Source organism: Sphingorhabdus sp. EL138 (genome assembly GCF_945862485.1).
GTDB lineage: Bacteria > Pseudomonadota > Alphaproteobacteria > Sphingomonadales > Sphingomonadaceae > Sphingorhabdus_B.
The window spans coordinates 14033-33594 of the sequence record NZ_CAMAYF010000012.1 but is presented as its reverse complement, the minus strand read 5'-3'; the positions used below and the strand labels follow the sequence as shown (position 1 = coordinate 33594).

General features: G+C 53.4%; 17 protein-coding genes. 8 read left to right on the top strand and 9 right to left on the bottom strand.

Translation table 11 applies throughout. The annotated features are described in order from the left end of the window. The 8 genes from Q0O33_RS06705 to Q0O33_RS06670 all read left to right on the top strand — a co-directional run bounded on the left by Q0O33_RS06705 (position 1) and on the right by Q0O33_RS06670 (position 10510). Positions 1–1593 carry a class I adenylate-forming enzyme family protein gene (locus tag Q0O33_RS06705; protein WP_295497548.1) on the top strand — a complete coding sequence of 531 codons (1593 nt, stop codon included), beginning with the start codon at positions 1–3 and terminating at the stop codon, positions 1591–1593. Next, positions 1583–2464 (top strand): cyclase family protein, encoded by an 882-nt coding sequence (locus Q0O33_RS06700; protein WP_295497545.1) that lies wholly within the window; start codon positions 1583–1585, stop codon positions 2462–2464. The genes Q0O33_RS06705 and Q0O33_RS06700 overlap by 11 nt, the downstream gene beginning before the upstream one ends. 11 nt (positions 2465–2475) lie before the next feature. Further along, positions 2476–3480: a phosphotransferase family protein gene (locus tag Q0O33_RS06695; RefSeq protein ID WP_295497543.1), complete on the top strand. Its 1005-nt coding sequence runs from the start codon at positions 2476–2478 to the stop codon at positions 3478–3480. Between the two features lie 119 nt (positions 3481–3599). Continuing rightward, positions 3600–3941: a hypothetical protein gene (locus Q0O33_RS06690; protein WP_295497541.1), complete on the top strand. Its 342-nt coding sequence runs from the start codon at positions 3600–3602 to the stop codon at positions 3939–3941. A gap of 4 nt (positions 3942–3945) precedes the next feature. Next, positions 3946–5073, top strand: a complete 1128-nt coding sequence (locus tag Q0O33_RS06685) for a hypothetical protein (protein ID WP_295497539.1) — start codon at positions 3946–3948, stop codon at positions 5071–5073. A 6-nt stretch (positions 5074–5079) separates the two neighbouring features. Then, a complete protein-coding gene (locus Q0O33_RS06680) occupies positions 5080–6282 on the top strand; it encodes an acetyl-CoA hydrolase/transferase C-terminal domain-containing protein (protein ID WP_295497537.1) in 1203 nt (400 codons plus the stop codon). 255 nt (positions 6283–6537) lie between these two features. Beyond that, positions 6538–9012, top strand: a complete 2475-nt coding sequence (locus tag Q0O33_RS06675) for a TonB-dependent receptor (RefSeq protein WP_295497535.1) — start codon at positions 6538–6540, stop codon at positions 9010–9012. Between the two features lie 256 nt (positions 9013–9268). After that, positions 9269–10510 (top strand): MFS transporter, encoded by a 1242-nt coding sequence (locus Q0O33_RS06670; RefSeq protein WP_295497533.1) that lies wholly within the window; start codon positions 9269–9271, stop codon positions 10508–10510. Here the strand turns inward: Q0O33_RS06670 and Q0O33_RS06665 are convergent. The 9 genes from Q0O33_RS06665 to Q0O33_RS06625 form a co-directional block, all read right to left on the bottom strand. Then, a complete protein-coding gene (locus Q0O33_RS06665; protein ID WP_295497531.1) occupies positions 10500–10859 on the bottom strand; it encodes a hypothetical protein in 360 nt (119 codons plus the stop codon). The genes Q0O33_RS06670 and Q0O33_RS06665 overlap by 11 nt on opposite strands. A 107-nt stretch (positions 10860–10966) precedes the next feature. After that, entirely contained in the window at positions 10967–11092 is a 126-nt protein-coding gene (locus Q0O33_RS06660) for a TetR family transcriptional regulator (RefSeq protein WP_295497529.1), read from the bottom strand. Positions 11093–11105: 13 nt separating this feature from the next. Next, entirely contained in the window at positions 11106–12404 is a 1299-nt protein-coding gene (locus Q0O33_RS06655; protein ID WP_295497527.1) for an NAD(P)-binding domain-containing protein, read from the bottom strand. After that, positions 12401–13321, bottom strand: a complete 921-nt coding sequence (locus Q0O33_RS06650; protein WP_295497525.1) for an alpha/beta hydrolase — start codon at positions 13319–13321, stop codon at positions 12401–12403. The genes Q0O33_RS06655 and Q0O33_RS06650 overlap by 4 nt, the downstream gene beginning before the upstream one ends. Before the next feature lies 1 nt (position 13322). After that, on the bottom strand, positions 13323–14918 hold the full coding sequence (locus Q0O33_RS06645) for an NAD(P)/FAD-dependent oxidoreductase (RefSeq protein WP_295497523.1): 1596 nt from the start codon (positions 14916–14918) through the stop codon (positions 13323–13325). Further along, entirely contained in the window at positions 14915–16003 is a 1089-nt protein-coding gene (locus Q0O33_RS06640) for a CoA transferase (RefSeq protein ID WP_295497521.1), read from the bottom strand. Before Q0O33_RS06640 ends, Q0O33_RS06645 begins: the two co-directional genes overlap by 4 nt. Positions 16004–16107: 104 nt before the next feature. Further along, the gene (locus Q0O33_RS06635; RefSeq protein ID WP_295497590.1) at positions 16108–16848 is read right to left on the bottom strand and encodes an SDR family oxidoreductase; all 741 of its coding nucleotides are present in this window, start codon (positions 16846–16848) and stop codon (positions 16108–16110) included. A 127-nt stretch (positions 16849–16975) separates the two neighbouring features. Then, positions 16976–17746, bottom strand: a complete 771-nt coding sequence (locus Q0O33_RS06630) for an SDR family oxidoreductase (RefSeq protein WP_295497519.1) — start codon at positions 17744–17746, stop codon at positions 16976–16978. Beyond that, positions 17743–19497 (bottom strand): AMP-binding protein, encoded by a 1755-nt coding sequence (locus Q0O33_RS06625; RefSeq protein ID WP_295497517.1) that lies wholly within the window; start codon positions 19495–19497, stop codon positions 17743–17745. Before Q0O33_RS06625 ends, Q0O33_RS06630 begins: the two co-directional genes overlap by 4 nt. Between the last annotated feature and the right edge of the window lie 65 nt (positions 19498–19562).

Here is a 19562-nt window from a genome sequence, read left to right as displayed (position 1 = left end):
ATGGGCGCGCCGTTCAGCCGCACTCTGCCAGACCTCCTCTGTGAGCAAGCGCTGCGACATGGAGATTGTGCAGCTGTAATTTCGGACGGCCGAGTAACAAGCTACGCTGAACTGGCACGCCGTGCCGCAGAGCTTGCTTCGGGCCTGCGCGCGCGAGGTGTGAAGCGCGGCGACCGGGTCGGCTTGCTCGCCAGCAACCGAACCGAATGGATCGAAATCTGCTTTGGCGCACTGGCTGCGGGCGCGGTGCTGGTGCCTATCAGCACTTGGTCCACCCAAGCCGAATTGGAGTTCATCCTTGCCGATGCGGATGTTGAGATACTTTTTTCGGTCGCATCAGTGGGCAAGGAAAATTTCGTTACCAATCTGAGCGAACTCCGTCCTCGCCTTCCGAACTTGCGGATGCTCGTCATGGTCAATGGCACCGCTCCGGATGAAGAATGGCTGTGCTATGAATCAATATTCGCAAGTGCACAGATTGATCTGCCGCCAGGCGATGGACCAAGCGCTACCGACGATTGCCTTATTCTATATACCTCCGGTTCAACCAGCAAACCCAAGGCGGTTCGGCTTGCGCATTATGGACTAATTGAAAACGGTTTCAATATTGGGGAGCGGCAAGGCCTCGTCCCGAGCGACCGCGTCTTAGCGTCGGTTCCATTGTTCTGGGCCTACGGGGCCGCGAATGCCCTGCCGGCGACCTTTACCCATGGCGCGACGCTCGTATTGCAGGAACGGTTCGAACCAGGTGCGGCACTTTCGATCATTGAGACGCACCAATGCACGGCAATTTATACCCTGCCTGGCATGACGAGCGCACTGATTGGACATGATGATTTTAACTCGGAACGTACCCGTAGCCTGCGTACCGGGTTAACCATTGGCAATCCGCAAGACGTGATCAACGCCGCGAGCATCCTTGGGGCAGCGCAAATTTGCAACATTTACGGATCAAGTGAAACATATGGCAACTGCTGCGTTACGCCGCATGACTGGCCACTGGAACGGCGGTCTGCCAGTCAGGGACCACCTTTGCCGGGGGTGCATATCCGCTTTATTGATGTCGAATCTGGAAAGCCCGTGATGCGCGGCTCGGCCGGGCTCATAGAGGTTAGGGGTTATATAATGCGTGGCTATGGTGGACAAAGCGCCATCCACAATGCGCAAATTTTCACGAAAGACGGTTGGTATCGCACCGGCGATATCGGAACGCTGACCGCAGAAGGGGAGATCGTCTTTCTTGGCCGTAATTCGGAAATGATCAAGCGCGCTGGTATTAACGTTTCACCGACCGAGGTTGAAGATGTTCTGATGCAGCATGCGGACGTTGCCGAAGCCGCGGTCGTTGGTGTGCCGGACAGTAAACGGGGAGAGACGATCATTGCCTTTATCGTTCTGGCAACGGGCTCTTCGCTCTCAGAAGATGCGCTGATCGCGCACTGCCGAAAAATTGTATCAAGCTATAAACTACCCGATCGGATCGAGATTCGTGAAAGCCTGCCTTGCACCACGACCGGTAAGCTGATGCGCCAGTCGTTAAAGTCGGAAGCTGCCAAACTCGTAGGCGCAATGGAGACAAGCGATGGCGCATGAAGCTTGGGGACTTTGGGGTGACGCTGACGAGGTCGGAGCAGCAAACCTGATTACTGCAACCGAAGTCTTGAAAGCGACCGTGCTGGTTAAACAGGGGCGCGTGTTGTCACTCGCGCAACCGTTATCCAAGAAAACGCCGGTGCCGGGACACCGGGGTGGCTTGCAGCATTTCATGGACCGCGACGGCGGTGATTATGCTGGAGGGGCAAAGGCCAAGGGTGGGTTTCAATTCGCAGAAGATACCGTGGTGATGCCCGTCCATATTGGCACGCATATCGATGCTTTGTGCCATGCTTGGTGTGATGATGAGCTATATAATGGTTTTGCAAGCACAGAGATAAATAGCACTCATGGCGCGAAAAAATGTGGAATAGAGAAGCTACCGCCGATTGTAACGCGCGGTGTGCTTCTTGATGTAGCAAAGGGACGAGGCGGCCCTCTTGCCGACGGAGAGTCAATTGGTGCCGTCGAACTCGCGTCCCTGGCAGCAGCATCCGGTACGACCTTGCAAAAGGGAGATGCGATTTTGATCCGCACTGGTTGGCTCGAAAATCAAGCAGGCAAGCTCCCGCGCAACGTTGACTTCAATAATGAGCCGGGCATTGATGTGGAAGCAGCTCTCTGGCTCGCAACGTCCGGGGTCGCGTTGGTCGGAGCAGATAATTTCGCGATTGAGGCCATGCCATTTCCCGAAGCCACGATCTTTCCTGTCCATCAACGTCTCATCCGCGATTATGGTATTTCCCTTCTTGAGGGCGTCGTCCTGGCTGAGCTGGCAGCAAGCGGTGTTACTGAATTCCTGTTCGTAGCAGCTGCACTCCCGCTTGTCGGCGGCACGGGCAGTCCAATCACCCCCATGGCTATTTTCTGAAGATGGCAGTGATGAGCCCACCCGCCCAGCAGGTCGTTGAAGGATTGAAGGCGTTAATGTGTGACGCGGTTCCGTCCGCACGCGAGATCACCTTTGCCGGCCTGTCCCGTGCAGCCGGTGGCCTCTCGCGCGAGAACTGGTCGTTTGATGCCTCTTGGACAGACGTGCGCGGTACCCATGCATACCCATTGATGCTCATGCGAGATGCGGCCGGGACCTTACTTACTACGGAGCGATCCCGCGAGTTTCATGTTCTCAAAGCACTGAATGGCAGCGCGGTTGCTGCCCCCGTTGTTCATTGGATGGACCCCGACGGTCGCTTTCTGGGCGCGCCGTCGGTCGTAATGGAACGGGTTTCTGGCAGTTGCGATTACATGGTCCTAAATGGCAGTCGTCCACTGCCCGAACGGTTAAAATTGGCCCACGATTTCCTCGAACTTATGGCGAATATGCAGAAATTTGACTGGCAAACTCATGGCCTGGGGGAATGTCTGGGTGTGCCCCAAGAGTCACCAGCGAAAACCGAACTGCACCAGTGGGAGGCGGAATATCGGCGGGTCCAGATCGAACCGCATCCAGAGTTGGATTATGTGTTGAGCTGGTTGGATAATAACGCGCCGGATGCTGAAGCAATTGTGCTGGTGCACGGTGATTTCAAGCCCGGCAACGCTTTGATCGAGGGCAACGTTATCACTGCAAAGCTCGATTGGGAAACCGCGCATCTAGGGGACCCACTTGAAGATCTGGGGTGGATTACGAACCCCGTGCGTAAAAGCGAACACCAGATTGCTGGGCATTGGGAGCGCGCGCAAATTGTTGCGGCGTATAGCAAGCTGACCGGCCGTAAAGTCAGCGACGCTGCTCTCACTTGGTGGAATGTGTTCTCCTGCTGGAAACTGTCGGTAATTCAACTGACCGCCGTTCATGAATTTGTATCGGAACGTTACAACCGTGTTTTTCAAACCCCATCATGGTTATACCGGCCCATGTTTCATATGATGTCGGGGGCGCGATGAGACCAACGGTGGAAGAACAATTGCAAGGAACATGTCGCATATTGGAGACGGTGGTCGCTCCTTGCGTTTCGGACTCCTATGCTCGGACCATCCTTGACAATCTGATTGCAAACCTCCGTATGTTAAAGGTAGCCCTGCCCAAGGTTGCCGGATTTCTGCGAGATGACAATGTGGCGACGTTAAGTCTGCTCTTGGCGATGCAACCGGCGGTTAAGACGGATCTTGTCGGGCGTATTGACACAGCGGCACAAGCAGGTGAACCTGACGTTGCTGATGGCGCAGCCATCGAGGAACGCAACAGGTTGCTCCGCGCCTTGCTCGCAGAGGCTGTCTGCAGCCCGGATCTCACGCCTGAAATTCGCCGTTCTATCGAAATCCATATGATCAACCGGGCTGCTCGTGCGCCCATGCGTTATGTGCCGAACGCACCTGCCATCATCACATCAACTCCGGAAACGTGACCTTATGCTAACTGCTCTTGACGACACATTATGGCATCAGTTGCCGACGACGTTTGACCATGTTTGGACAAGCGATCCACGATTTTTCGACCGTTATTGGTTTGCCATCTATTCGGGCGATGGGCGTGTAGCGATCCAGATCACCATGGGCGCCTACCGCAATATGAATGTTCTTGATGCCGGCGCGGTCATGATCGTTGACGGCAAACAGCATAATCTTCGTGTTTCACGCTCACTGAACGGCAGTGTTGAAACAGTCTGCGGACCATTGCGAATCACACCAATAGAAGCGCTCAAATCTTTTGATATTATGGTCGAACCAAATGACGGCGCGCTGCATGGCCATATTCAATGGGAGTGCGTGGAACCGGCGCATGAGGAAGATCCACACTATACGCGATTACATGGCCGGACAGTGGAGGATTATCGCCGTTTTGACCAAATCGGCACTGCATCAGGCTTTTTAGAAGTTGATGGCAAGCGCATTGATATCGACAATTGGTGGTCTTGCCGCGACCATAGCTGGGGCGTCAGGCGTGGCATGGGCGTGCCCGAGCCGGTGACGGGTCCGAAGGTGCCCTTGTCGGAAAAGGGCCATGTTATGGCGTTCCTATTCTTTTCGACTTCAACGATGAGCGGAAGCCTCTTATTTTCCGGACGGGGCGATGATTTGCCTTATACAACCGGCGTCATAACAGAGCGTGAGACCCATATATCCCACCATGTAACCGATATTGCGCTTGAAGTTGAGCTACACGAGGGCACCAGACGTTTCCGTCGAGCCGGGGTGGTGGCGACTTTGCAAAATGGTCAGACACTGAATTTGGATGTGGTAGCGCTAGGTCCGTCCATCGCAATGCAAGGCCTAGGCTACAGTGGTGGCTATAATGATGGCCGCGGTCTCGGGGCATGGCGCGGCGATAATCACCTTGAATCGGACGTTTGGGATGTCTCGCACCCGGCTAAAGTAATTTTGCCGGATGGTACTGAAAAAGTGCACTGGCACCGCATCCAACCCGTTTCCATTACTGCCGATGTGGAAGGCAAAGGGAGTAGCGGCTCCGCCAGCATGACCCTGACCATTGCTGGCCAGCTGCCTGAACATCTAAAAGTAAAATCTGACTTGGAATAACTGAACATGACCGCCTCCGTTCTTTCCGAACATCTGCGGTCCGGCGATCGCATCATGATTGGCCAAGCGACTGGCGAGCCACAAGGGCTCGTCGCAGAGATGTTCGACGTAGCCCGTCAGCTTACCGAGATCGAGGTTTTTTGCGGCTATTCGCTTAACGCTGCATGGAAGGGCGACATTCCTGCCTCACTGCGTATCTCCACTTATTGCGGCTTGGGTACAATTGGGTCTCTTGTCGGACGTTCTCGAGCACAAGTCATTCCCTTCTCCATGTCGCAACTCAGCACCGCACTGACGTCGGGCAAAATGCCTATTGATGTGGTGCTACTGCAAGTCGCTCCAATGGACGCGGAGGGTTATCACAGTCTTGGACCGGCGGTAGATTATGTTTGGGAAGCAGCTCAAAATGCCAGGGTCGTGATCGTCGAGGTCAATGACAATATACCAGCAACGCGCAGTGACTGTCGCCTGCATAGCAGCGAGGTAGTTATGGCGCTAAATAGTGAGACTCCGCTGCCTGAATTGCCGGCTGAGCCTGCAGGAGAATTGCAGAGACGAGTAGCCCGCGAGGTCGCCAGACTCGTGCCTGATGGGGCCACCCTGCAACTGGGCATCGGTAAACTCTCTGCAGCTATTGCCCATGCTCTGATTGATCGCCGCGGTTTGCGCATTCGGTGCGGGATGGTTGGGGACTGGTTTCTAGAACTGGTTGCCGCAGGTGCTGTCGATGAGGCCACTCCCGACTCATGTCTCGCATCACTGGCCGTTGGCAGCAGCATTTACAGCAGCCTATCGCCAAAGGGCTTGCTTGGGTTTGCGCCTCCCGCGCGCCTTGTTCAACCCATTGCGGGGTCCCCATTTCTGGCGATAAATTCGGCCATTGAGGTGGACCTGCGTGGTCAGGCAAATGCGGAATATCTTGGTGACCGCTACGTCGGGGCTTCAAGCGGACAAACAGACTATTTCCGTGCGGCCCATGCATCCGCAAATGGCCTTGCTATTCTGGCTCTACCTTCTGTCAACGAACGCGGAACAATAAGCCGCATCGTCCCGTACCTCACCAGTGGTTATGTAACGTCGGCACAGAGTGATGTTGATATCATTATCACCGAACATGGCATCGCTGACATCCGTGCGACCAATTTTGATCAAAGAAGGAAATTGATAGCAAACATCGCCGATCCACAAATGGGTCACGGATTGCGCTAGAACACGGCGTATCCGTGCATGCTTAGTCACGCGCGTCACGTCGCCGTAGCGACGCATATCCTGTTGATACAACATCTCAGGATCATTCAACCCCATCGAAAATCAATGCGGTCCATCCAACTGACAGTTAGATTGGCGCATATTTTGTCAATACTAGTGTTGACAAAATATGCGCGACACGAGATACTGATGGGTAATTAATAGTTCCAAAAAGAATAACGGCGGTGTTTTGGCATAAATTTAAGGGAGAGCGTTGTGAGAAAAGTTCAAAAGGATAATGCAATTCTGTCAGGCGCAATTCTTTGTGCGGTGTTAGGATCTGCCAACCCCGCGCTTGCCCAAACGTCGGATGCACCTGAAACAACAACTACCCTCGCACCTTCCACCGATGACATCGTCGTTACTGCACGCCGACGCGAAGAGACACTCGTCAGCGTTCCGGTTGTTGTTTCGGTCTTGAGTGAAAAGGACCTTGAGCGCAACAATGCCTCTGATCTGACGCGCATCGGAGAATTGACCCCGACGGTTGTTATAGGAACCTATAAATCAAATGGCGGTGGATCGTTGGCAATCCGCGGTATTAGCTCCCCAGCCAACCAGACAGGCTTCGAACAAGCAGTATCGGTTGCGATCGATGGCGTCCAGACCAGCGATGGGCGAATTGCCCAACTCGGTTTTTTCGATATTCAGCAAGTTGAAGTGTTGAAAGGACCTCAGGCGCTCTTTTTCGGTAAAAATAGCCCGGCCGGCGTCATATCCATCAAGACAGCTGACCCTGGCAAGGATGCGGAGTATATTTTGCGCGCTGGCTATGAATTTGTCGGCGATGAATACTCGCTCGAGGGTGTTGCCTCAGTGCCGCTAAGTGATACGTTTGGCGTCAGATTAGCCGTCAAATATCGTAATCTTGACGGCTGGCTGCGGAATACGGCACAGCCACTTGCAAATCCATTTTATCGTCCATTAACGGGTGCCCCTATCGGCGCCAGCCAGTTGCCGGGCACAAGCGACACCCGCCCAGGCGACAAGGAACTTCTTGGCCGCTTAACGCTTAAGGGCGATCTTTCTCCAAATCTAACGGCGCGCTTAAAGCTATTCTACGCTAAATCGCACGATGACGGGCCTGGTGTGGCAACTCAGAATATCGGACCTTGCACTGGTCCAAATCCTCGGACATTCGGCGCGGTCGATCCCGCTGCAGATTGCGTCATTGACCGCCGCACCTCGGTTGGCGACCTCCCGCCGGTCATTTCTCAAACATTCGCGCTGGGGACTGCCGATGGAACCCCTTATGGCGACTTTACGGTGTATACTGGTTCGCTTGACCTTGATTGGAACCTTGGCAACGTTTCGCTGGCGTCTATTTCCGGCTACAATTCGACGAAGTATGTGTTCTTTAGCGGTCTCGACCAGACAAGCCTGTCGCAGGTGGCTTTTTCCGATATTCAGCGAAATGAGGCCTTCAGCCAGGAATTGCGTCTAACCTCGGACTTCGACGGATCCTTTAACTTCATGCTTGGTGGCTTTTACCAGAAGAGCGAGCTCAACGATGCAAACGATGTAAAGCTCTCAGACGCAAATTATGTTGCATCGGCAAATCGTTATGTCTCCTATGCCGACAAGAATTCTCAGAAAGGCAGCACGCTCTCGGTTTTCGGTCAGGCCTTGTTCGATATAACTGACGAGCTGGAATTGGCCGGCGGGCTTCGCTTCACGCGCGAAACAAAGAAATTCAGCAAACAAAACACCTATGGGATAGGTGCCTTTAATACCTTGACCACATTATATCCCGGCGAAACCATACCCGGCTTTTTGACCGGCACGTACAAGGACAATAATTTCTCACCCGAATTGACATTGTCCTATCGTCCCTCATCGACCAAAACGATCTTCGCGGCCTATAAAACCGGTTACAAATCCGGTGGCTTTGGCCTGACCAGCCCATTACTGCTAACAACGCGGATTGGTGACGCGGACTTTGAGGCAGAAAAGGCACGTGGCTTTGAAGTTGGTGCGAAAGGGGTGTTCTTAAACAACAGGCTCCGCCTCAACGCAGCTTTGTTCAACTTTAAGTTCAGCAACCTTCAGGTAAATACGTTCGATCCCGTCCGTTTTGCGTTCACCATCAATAATGCAAGTTCGGTCAAGCAGCGCGGCTTCGAAATTGATGGTAACTTTCAGGTCAACGACAACCTGAGCATTCGCGCTGCGATTGCTCATGTAAATGCGCGCTTTAATAAGTTTTTGGGTCAGTGTTTTGGTTATGCCTTCCCTGCTGGCACAGTTCGGGCAACGGCGACACCGCCTACACCGTGCACCTTTGTGAATGCTACGGCGCTGACGTTACAGCAGGATTTCACTGGTCGAGCACCGGCTCGTTCGCCCGACTGGGCAGGCAATACCGGCTTCACCCTCTCCGCTCCTGTCGGCAATCATATAGCGGAGCTGACAGGTGACGCATTTTATAGTGGCAGTTACTTCGCAGCGGAAACCATGGCGCCGTCGACATTCCAAAACGATTTCTGGCGTTTCAATGCGAGCCTTAGCCTTAGTGAAGCAGACGACCGCTATGCGATAAGGTTAGTTGGCCGCAATCTCACCAACAAATACTATCTGATTTACGCCGCCGACCGAACGGGTGGAACTGGCGTACCACTTACTATTGGCGAGCAACGTGGTGTGGTTTCGCGCGGCCGGGAGGTTGCCCTTCAGTTGCAAGTCAAATTCTAGGGTCGTGTATTTGGAGTAACGTCACGATCGAAAAGGAACCATGCGATAGAAGCGAAGTAAGCGATCTTGCGCCTGTCAATGCTCCTTCTATGCTGGCATTCGAGGGAATGTCCTTAGTCGGGAATGCAAATCGAATGTTAGAATTTTTGCGCATTTTAGGTTCGTTGCGGATGTCGAGATATGTGAGCTTCAACGAGAAGTCGACGGTCATAATTGGAATGATGCCCGTAATAGGAATGCCATTTGGAGACGTTAAATGAGTCCAACAGCGGCACCAATCTACGCAAGTGGGTGGAAAGAATTCTCAGGTCACAAATTACTCGTTTTAAGCGCCGTCCTTGGCCTAACCACCAGTATGAATGCGGTCATGATCTACAGTCTGGGATCGTTTATCGGACCATTGAACGTCGAATTTGGCTGGGACCGGGGAAGCATCTCACTTGCGGTCTCGGTCCTGACGTTCGGCGTTTTTCTGTTCGGGCCAATTGTAGGAAAACTCTGCGATAAATATGGTGCCGCCAGGGTCGGAGCTTTGAGCTTGCTAAGCTATGGCCTCGCAGTGATTGCCATGACGATGCTGGTCACTAACCTTTATAGCTTTTGGCTGGCCTATTTTTTCATCGCCATGCTTGGTGTAGGGTCGACGCCGATAGTACTTGTAAGGCCTATTACCGCCGCATTTGACAAGCGGCGCGGCCTCGCCCTAGGAATCGCTCTCACTGGCGCTGGACTTGCCGGCTTCTGGGTTCCCAACGTTGTAACCGAAGTCAGCGCCGCATTCGGTTGGCGCGCGGGGTATTGGACGATCGGGTCGTTTGCCATGCTGGCTGCTCCGATTGTCTGGTTCGGTTTTGGTCCGGCAGAACGACGCGCGACAGCCGCTGCATCGACGGCTGGACCCAAAACCGGGCTTTCATTGGCCGAAGCTCGCAAGACCAAAGCATTTTGGTTTGCAACTATATTATCCGTTTCGATGGCGCTCGGAGTAGGTGGAATGATTGTTCACCTTATACCCATGTTCCAGGATTTGGGCGCCGATGCCAAGGCCGCCGCTCAATTGGCATCGGTCATTGGCGTTGCCAGTTCCATTGGCCGACTAACGATCGGCTTGTGCCTTGATCGCTTTGCAGCACCCGCTGTGTCCGTAACTGTTCTGGCTTTGGGAATGGCGGGTATCGCAATTTTAGGTTTAGGTGATTTGAGTTATGGCATTTTCGCTGTGGCGTTGATCGGTTTGTTGCTAGGCGCAGAGCTTGATTTGCTGGCTTACATGACATCGCGGTTGTTCGGACAGAAAGCCTTTGGGGCGATTTATGGCTGGTTTTACAGCATGTATTCCCTGGGTTTTGGGCTTAGCCCGTTCCTGATCGGTCGATCGCGAGATATGTTTGGGTCATATGATTATGCCTTGGGTGGGAGTATCATTTGCCTGCTTTTCGCAATCATCTCGGTTTTCGGCCTGCGTTTCCGAAAAAGCGTGTTCGAGGTTAGCGCGTAACACCCACCATCGACAGGATGAGCGCGGATACCTCGTCGGCAATCGCATCAAGCGAGAGCCTGCCATGCGGGCGGTACCAGACGTAGGCCCAGCTCACCAATCCGCCAATGGATAGCGCCGCCACATAGGGGTCTTTCAATCTAAATTCCCCAGTGGCCACGCCCTCGCACAATAATGCGACCAGTTTGGCATCAAATTCACGCCGCAAGTTGCTCAACCGCAGGAATTCATCAGGCTCAAGATTCTTCTCTTCGCGGGTAAGTATAGCAATATTGCGCTGGTTATTCAGCACAGCGATCAAAAAATCCCGGCCCAAAAGTGACAGCTTGTTGGTCGGTGACAAATCCATTGCCGCTATCTTGTCAATCGCTGACAGGGATGCGCTAACCCCGCATGTGCAAATAACGCCGAGAAGTTCTGCCTTGGACTTGAAGTGGCCGTATATAAACGGTTTGGTTACACCCAGTGATCAGCAACAGCCTCAAGCGTTGTCCTGTCGTAACCGCGGTCATAGAAGAGCTGCGCTGCCGCTTCCACAATCCGTTCGCGCTTAAGCGCAATCACTTGGTCTTTAATGGTCATTTGGCTGTTCATGTCAGGCGGACCGTTTAGCGTTATTACGCGCATAGTCCAGCGCAAGGCGTTTTCGATAGCGGCGGGGGTCGAGTTCTAACCCGTAGCGCGGTGAATCCGGAAACTGCCGCGCCGCCCACACCCGTTCCTCCTCGATTGCGGACAGCATCTCGTTTTCGGATCGACGCTTCACTGCACCGGTAACAAGCGCTGCAATATATTCCGCTTGATCGTCCATCATCCGGATGTTGCTTCCTCCGGTCACATCGAAAAAGCCAATGAAGTAAAGACCGTCGATGCGTGGATGAGCGACGCGATTATAAAGCGCGACATGCGTAGTTTCACTTTCAACGGGAGAAATTTCATCCGGCAGGAATGGGATCGCGGTATTATATCCCGTCGCGGCAATTACCGCATCAAAGGTGTCTGCGCTGCCATCGGTAAACCGGATCACCTTACCCTCAATGGCAGCGATACCTGGTTTGACTGTCACCCGTCCCCAGGCAATTTGCGATATCAAAGTCGGATGGCTTATTGGGTGCGTTCGCGTTTTAGGGGTCCGAAAGCCCCATTGCTCCATTCGGCCATGGAAAAATCGCGTCAATGTTGTGCGGATCCAAACACGCACTCTCCAGGGCAAAAAAGATCGTTCGAGTTTTGACAATGTCCGCGAATTCGGAACACCGAACATCATTCGGGGCATTATCAGTACAGGCGAGCGCGCCGATAGGACTGTGTGTGCGGTAACAGTGCAAATGTCCGCAGCGATATCGACGCCGCTGTTGCCGGGTCCGATTACCAACACGCGCTTGTCCGCATAGGGTGTCGGAACACGATACGTGTGGGCATGGATATAGTCGCCGCCATAACCTTCAATTTGAGGAGGATGGCGCGGGACACTCTGGTGACCACTAGCCACAACGACCCCATCGAATATTTCGGTTGCGCCGTTTTCAAACGCGACACCGAATTTTCCATTGATAGGCGTCACTGACAAAATGCGGCTACTGAATCTGATCCTTCGCGTCAGATCAAAATGCGCAGCATAACGCTCAAAATAACGACACATTTCAGCATGGTCGGGATAAAGCGGCGCGTCATCCGGAAACGGAAAATCCTCGAAGCTGCTGACTTTTGCTTCCGAATTAATGTGCAGAGATTTATATGCGGGGCTCATTCCGCTATCATTGTTGTAGACCCAAAGCCCCCCGACCCTTGATCCGGCCTCGAAGATAGTCACATCAATACCTTGTGCAGTCAGATGTTTCGCGGCGCAAAGCCCACCTGCCCCGGCACCGATGATAGCAAAATGCAGAGTCATATCTTGGTTGCCAACCAGCCGCTTGCGGCAATCATCGCTTGGTCAGCGCGATCAACGACACCAACCATACCCATGAAACCGTGATTCATGTCATCATAATGAACCAACGCAGTATCGACGCCCGCTTGCAATAAGCGCGCAGCATAGGCTTTGCCTTCGTCCCGCAACAGATCATATTCTGCCGTAATTACATAAGCCGGCGGCAGACCACTTAAATCAGCTACGCGAAGCGGAGACGCATCGGGATGAAAGCGGTCCTCCTGATTACGGATATAAAGGTCCCAGCCCCAGCACATTGCGCTGGCGGTAAGCCCGCACCCTTGGCCGCGTTCTTGGTAAGATGCAGGCGCAGGGTCAGGATAATCAGTCACGGGATAGATCAGAAATTGCGCGGCAAGATTTGGACCGCCAGCATCACGCAGTCTACGCGCAACCACCGTCGCCATTGTTGCGCCCGCGCTGTCGCCAGCAACAATAAGCCGCGCCGGATCACCGCCTATGCTTGTTGCGTTTTCGGCCGTCCATATTGTCGCCGCTTCGCAGTCGTCTGGTCCGGCCGGGAACGGCGCTTCAGGTGCTAGGCCATAATCGACCGAAACCACAACTGCGTTCAAAACCAAACAAAGATGGCGACAAATAACATCATGCGTGTCGATGCTGCAAATGACAAATGCGCTGCCATGGAAGTACGTAACGACTGCGTGCCCGTCTTGCATATCGGGCCGATAGATGCGGATTCGAACATCGCCGCGCGGGCCGGGAATCATCCGATCTTCGACATGGCCAACATCAGGTCGGGCAAGCCGCGCGGTCTGGGCCTCATAACCAGCGCGCAGCGTCGCGGGTAGAACAGTTTCCATGGGCGGCAATGCTGCGGCTGCATCGACAATCGCCTGTAATTGGGGATGTAGTGGCATTTCAATGCTCCTTCAAAGTTTCAAATCCGGGATAAGCGTCGTCAGCAACTTGATCACAAATAGCACGATATCGGCCGATGCCTCCCACGAAAGGCATGAACACGCGCGGCTTTCCAGGAATGTTCGCGCCTAAATACCAAGAGTCGGCTTGCGTAAATAATGTCGATGCAGCTTCGTCATTTACGCGCTGAACCCATTTATCTTCAGCATCAACCCGCGGTACAATGCCCGCCGAACCGGTCGCCTTAAGATGCAAGATGCAATCGGCGATCCAATCGACATGCTGCTCGATCCCGACAACCATATTTACCAGAACTGAGGGGCTCCCGGGACCTGTAATGATGAACATGTTGGGGAATTCAGCACTCATGAGCCCGAGATAGTTGCGCGGCCCTTCAGACCATTTTTCCGCCAACGATACTCCTCCCTGCCCCCGGATATCGATGCGCATCAATGCCCCAGTCAGGGCATCATAACCCGTCGCACAAATTAGAATGTCGATTGCATGGTTCGCGGCGGATGTCCGAATTGACTGCCCATTTACGCTAACAATCGGCGTCTCGCGCAAATCCACCAGAGTCACGTTGTCACGATTATAGGTTTCATAATATTCGGATCCAACGCAAATTCGCTTAGCCCCCAAAGGATAATTTTTGGGGCAGAGCCGCTCTGCAATAACAGGATCATTTACCGCCTGACGAATACGCTCGTGCACAAAGTCTGCAGCAGTCTGGTTCGCCGCGATATCGGTCATGATATCCTTGAAGGCATGGACGAAATTGACGCCGCCTTTTTCCCATCGCCGCTGATATTCGGCTTCGCGCGTCTCCGGGCTTACCGACAACGCTGGCGTATCACTGAAGTCATATAAGGTACCCACCTGCCTGGCTTGGGCCCGCATTTCTGGATATTCAGACTTCCATCGCGCTTGCCATTCTTCGGCGAGCGGGTGATTGCGGGCGGGAACGACGAAATTCGGTGTACGCTGAAATACGACCAGATGCTTGGCCCGCTGAGCAATCTGGGGAATGGTCTGAACCCCCGACGATCCCGTTCCAATGACCGCGACATGTTGTCCTTCGAAATCTGGCACATTGTCGGGCCAGTTTCCGGTATGCAACACTGGCCCTGCAAAATTTTCGATGCCCGGTAAATCTGGTAAACGCGATACCGACAATGAGCCACTTGCCATGATGCAATAGCGTGCAGCGATATTGTCACCTTTATCGGTACCGACCCGCCAGCATTGGTCAGCATCGTCGAATGTAGCGGAGACCACCGTCGTTCCAAACGAAATTGATCGTCGAAGGTCAAAACGGTCCGCTACATGACGCAGGTACGCATAAATCTCCGGCTGGCGCGCATAACGTTCGGTCCATTGCCACTCCTGCTGCAAATCATCCGAGAAGGAATAGCTATATTGCATACTTTCGACATCGCAGCGCGCACCCGGATATTTGTTCCAGTACCAGACGCCGCCAACATCGTCGGCCATCTCGATAACCGATGCACTAACGCCAATTTCCCGCATTTTGTGGAGCGCATAAAGACCGGCAAACCCCGCGCCTACAATCAAGACATCCACGTTAGGTATCATGCGGGATCAAGCCTATGCAGTGGGGGACGCGCCGTGGTCGTCTTTCCATCGAAATAAGCTGGGAAGAGCGCCTGCAGTCTCCCCCCGTCCGATTTCACCAAACCGCGCGCCAATGTTTGCGGCGACTGAAGCGCCTCTCCCAAATCAAGAACGGGTGAAAGACAGCATTCTATACCCTCAAAACGACGACAAATGGCCACCGCTTCATGCTGTTCAAAGAAGTTTGAAAGTTCAGAAATCAACCGATGCTGCGGTAGCTGGTCATCATGCCGCTTAACCCAATCCGGACGACCAGCCGCTTCACAGAAATTTAGCCAGAACTTAGGCTCAACTGCCCCCAACATAACATGCTTTGCATCTGCGGTTGCGTACACCTGATAATATGCAGCAGCGCCATTCAAATAGGTTGATTGCCGCGTAGGCACCGTAGCATTCGCACCCCATTCAGCGATCTGCATTAGTTGAAGAGGCATCAACGCATCGGCAAGGCCAAGTTCGATATGCGCACCTTTGCCCGTCCGGCTTCGTGCATTAAGCGCACCTAAAATCGCAATCACAGCGAACAGAGCGCCCGACATATCGGCTATCGGCGGATCGAAAAAATGTGGCGAAGTCGTGCCGTTCCTATGCAGAATACCACTTGTGGCGAGGTAATTAGCGTCATGCCCGGCGGCAGCCGAAAGTGGAGCGTCCACGCCATATCCACTTATCGAACAATATATAAGCGACGGGTGCAATACGCTTAGCCGTGCATAATCAAGTCCAAGACGTGTCATCACGCCGGGACGAAAGCCTTCGATCAAAATATCCGTGTCAACCAAAAGTTCTTGCATCCGGGCAGAGCCCTCATCAGATTTAAGATCAAGGTGAAGCACTGATTTGCCTGCACTAAGAGCGCCGTAAAACAGCGGATCGCCCTTGGCATCACCGGGCCCCAAATGCCGCATTGGGTCACCTGCTGGCGGCTCAATCTTGATGACATCTGCACCCATGTCAGCGAGCAAAAGGCTAGCAAACGGCCCTGAAACATAATGCGACAAGTCGAGAATCTTAACGCCCGAAAGATAATGTGAAACGCTAACCACGATGCTGCCTCGAATTATTGATCGTCATCGGAATCAGCACCTCGCCTTATAATCTGGTCAGTATATTCAACATACGTGTTGATAACAAGAGATACCTTTCGGTATCAGTTTGACCAACCACCGTCGATGACATGACTTTGGCCAGTTACGAACGATGATGAATCGCTCGCCAGATAGAGGGCAAGTTCGGCAATTTCATTGGGTAGCCCAAACCTTTGGACAGGTTGGCGCGCGATAAATGCGGCGCGCGTTGCTTCATAATCGCCCGTAGCGCGCATCCGCGCCTCGAGCGAAGGAGTGTCAATGGTTCCCGGGCATATCGCGTTACAACGGACGCCTTGCGAACTGTGATCAGCTGCCAGTGCTTTTGTCATGCCGATAATTGCTGCTTTTGTAGACGCATAAGCAAGACGGTTCGGGACGCCCCGCACTGAACTTGCAACCGACGACATGGTAATGATTGATCCACTTTTGCGGGCAATCATTCCCGGGATGAATGCACGTATCATCTGGAACATGGCAGTGACATTCAGGTCAAAAGAGAAATCCCACTCGTCGTCAGTGCACGTCTCGATAGTACCATAGGCAACATAGCCCGCGCACAGAAACAGGATATCGGCAGCGACAGTTCGATTGGCGAATTCAGCGATCGCTTTTCGGTCAGTGAGATTTAGCACCACGGCCTCGCAGCCATGCTCGGCCTGGAGTTGAGTCAGAGCGGCGCTGTTGACATCTACCGCAATCACACGTGCACCTTCTTGTGCAAACAAAGTGGCGGTCGCGCGGCCAATACCCTGCGCAGCACCGGTTACAATTGCCGTCTTGCCGCTGAGCTTGCCGACCACCGTCAATATACCGCTTCAACCGGAAGGACGACGATTACTCCCTCATGAGATCCGTCATTTGTTACCGGCGAAGCACATCGTCGGTTTTTCGTAAATTGGCCGTCGGTATGTAATCCAGCCGCCATACTCATCCGCGCGGTGCTCCGGCTACGTATAGAATTTGTCCAGTGACAAAGCCCGAACGCTCATCTGCGAAAAACGATACCGCGTTTGCAATGTCTTCGGGTTGCCCGACGCGGCCAACAACCGTTGCACGGACAGCTTGCTGCTTCATTTCATCGAATGATATGCCCACTCGCTCCGCTACTTCCGCAGTCATCGCCGTTTCCACAAAACCGGGCGCGACGGCATTTGCAGTGATACCATATCGCCCCAACTCGATTGCGAGCGTTTTCGTCAGTCCCTGAACGCCGGCCTTGGCCGCGGCATAATTGCTTTCGCCCAAATTGCCGAGGGCAGCCGTGCTCGATAAGTTGATGATCCGGCCCCAGCCGGCTGCACGCATGTGAAATTGTGTTTCGCGGCTTACTAAGAATGTGCCGCGTAAATTGACATTGATGACGCTATCCCAGTCATCGATACTCATTTTACCAATGGTTCGATCACGCAAAATGCCAGCATTGTTAACGACAATTGTGGGAGGTCCTAGGGCCGAAACGATATTGGAGATTGCCTCCTGCACCGCAGCTTCATCTGCAACATTCGCGCCGACAGCGAAAGCGCGGCGACCTAGTCCCTCGATGTCTCGGACGGTCTCGGCGCAAGCTGTGGCATCTAGGTCAATTACCGCAATATCATGCCCATCCTGTGCCAGACGCAGCGCAATTCCAGCCCCGATGCCCCGCGCGCCGCCCGTAACGACCGCAACGCGTGGCGGTTGGTTTGAGCTACCTGTCATATCGCATTCAACATGCTGATCGCCTTTGCGGATAATTGAAATTTCTTTGCTCGTCCCGAAGCGGTGGTGGGAATCTCCGCCGCATCCACAAGAAACAGATATTTGGGTACCTTGAACCGGGCCATGCGCGACTGAACCAGCGCGAGAAGCTCTTCAACGGTCACCGCCGCGCCTTGTGCGGGAACAACAAAAGCGACACCGATTTCGCCCATCCGAACATCCGGCACCGGTACAACATGGGCTTGCAAAACCGACGGATGCGACGTTAGCAGGTCCTCCACCTCCGTAGGCAATACCTGTTCACCGCCACAACGATAAGATTCTTTCAACCGACCGACGAGATAGATGTAACCATCGCCATCAATTTTCCCAAGATCCCCGGTGTGGAGCCAGCCTTCACTATCGAACAATGCTGCTGTCTCTTCGGGCTTGTTGTAATAGCCCTGTGTGACCCCAAGTCCCTTTGCCCGCAATTCTCCGACACAACCGGGCAACAAAACGTGACCACTTTCGGGGTCAACCACTCGGTAATTAACAAGGCGACGGTAGTTCTCCGGATCGCCCGCAACGCCCACATCGCGCATCCGGCCATTTGTGTTTAGGAGCCGTTCAATCGGATCGTTTGGCTGCGTGACAGTTGAAGACGCCGTAACTTCAGTCATGCCGTATCCGGTCGAAATTTGGGAAACGCCAAAAACTGCAAAAATGTCATTCCACACGCGCTCCGGTGCACGGGCTCCCGACGAAATGACCGCAAAAAACGACGAAAGATCATAATCCCCGGCTTTCGCAGTATCAAGCATAGCTATGGTCATCGTAGGTACAAGCAATGCATCGGTCGCACGGTGTTGCTCAATGGCGGTGAGCATCGCCGCTGCGTCAAATTTCAGTTGCGGGATTATCGCGCCGCCGACAAACATCACCGGAAGCATCCCTTCGCCGTAACCGTAAACATGGTACATGGGCAACGAAAAGACGATCCGTCTGCCATCTTCAAATGCGCGGGCGTAAGCGCTGCCATAAGCCGTTCGAAGGACCTGATCATGGGTCAGCATAACCCCCTTCGGCGCACCTGTAGTGCCAGATGTATAGATGATGTCGGCGACATCATCCGGCCTCGCGCCGCTCACTTCAAACTTAGTTGCCGGACCCGATTCAAGAACGTCAAAATATGCAGCAGACGCCCGCTTAGGCTGACCATCGGTCGAGAAAACAATCACGTTGCGAAGGAGAGGCAACTTTGTACTGCTGCCATTTTTCTCCCATCCTGGTATTAACTCATCTAACATCGAGAGATAATCAAGGTCGCGAAATGTATTCATCGTGATCAGCAGCACGGCATCCGACTGTGCCAGCACATACCCAAGCTCGTCGCGACGGTTAAGTATGTTAATTGGTACGGCAACCGCCCCTACGCGGGCGATAGCAAGCTTTAGGGCAACAAATTCAGGATAGTTTGCAAATACAAGTGCGACATGATCTCCGCGCTTTACGCCTATTGCGCTTAATCCACTTGCAAGACGGTGTGACCACTCCTGCATATCTCGGTAAGTCCATATCCGATCATCTGTGATGACGTAAGGACGATCGGGAAATTCGGTGGCCGCGGCATCAAACATCTCATCAATCGTCCGCGGGATCCACTCGGGAAAACGAGCTGATATTGCCGCTTGGCGGGCTTCAGGAGTCACGAGTTCGCTAATGGTTACTCCAGCAGCCTTGTCATCCAAAAAGGCATTGGGCTCCATCATGCACATTCCCTCTCAATCGCCAACTATTAATTCCAAATACCGACGCCCAATGATGCCGTCAACAA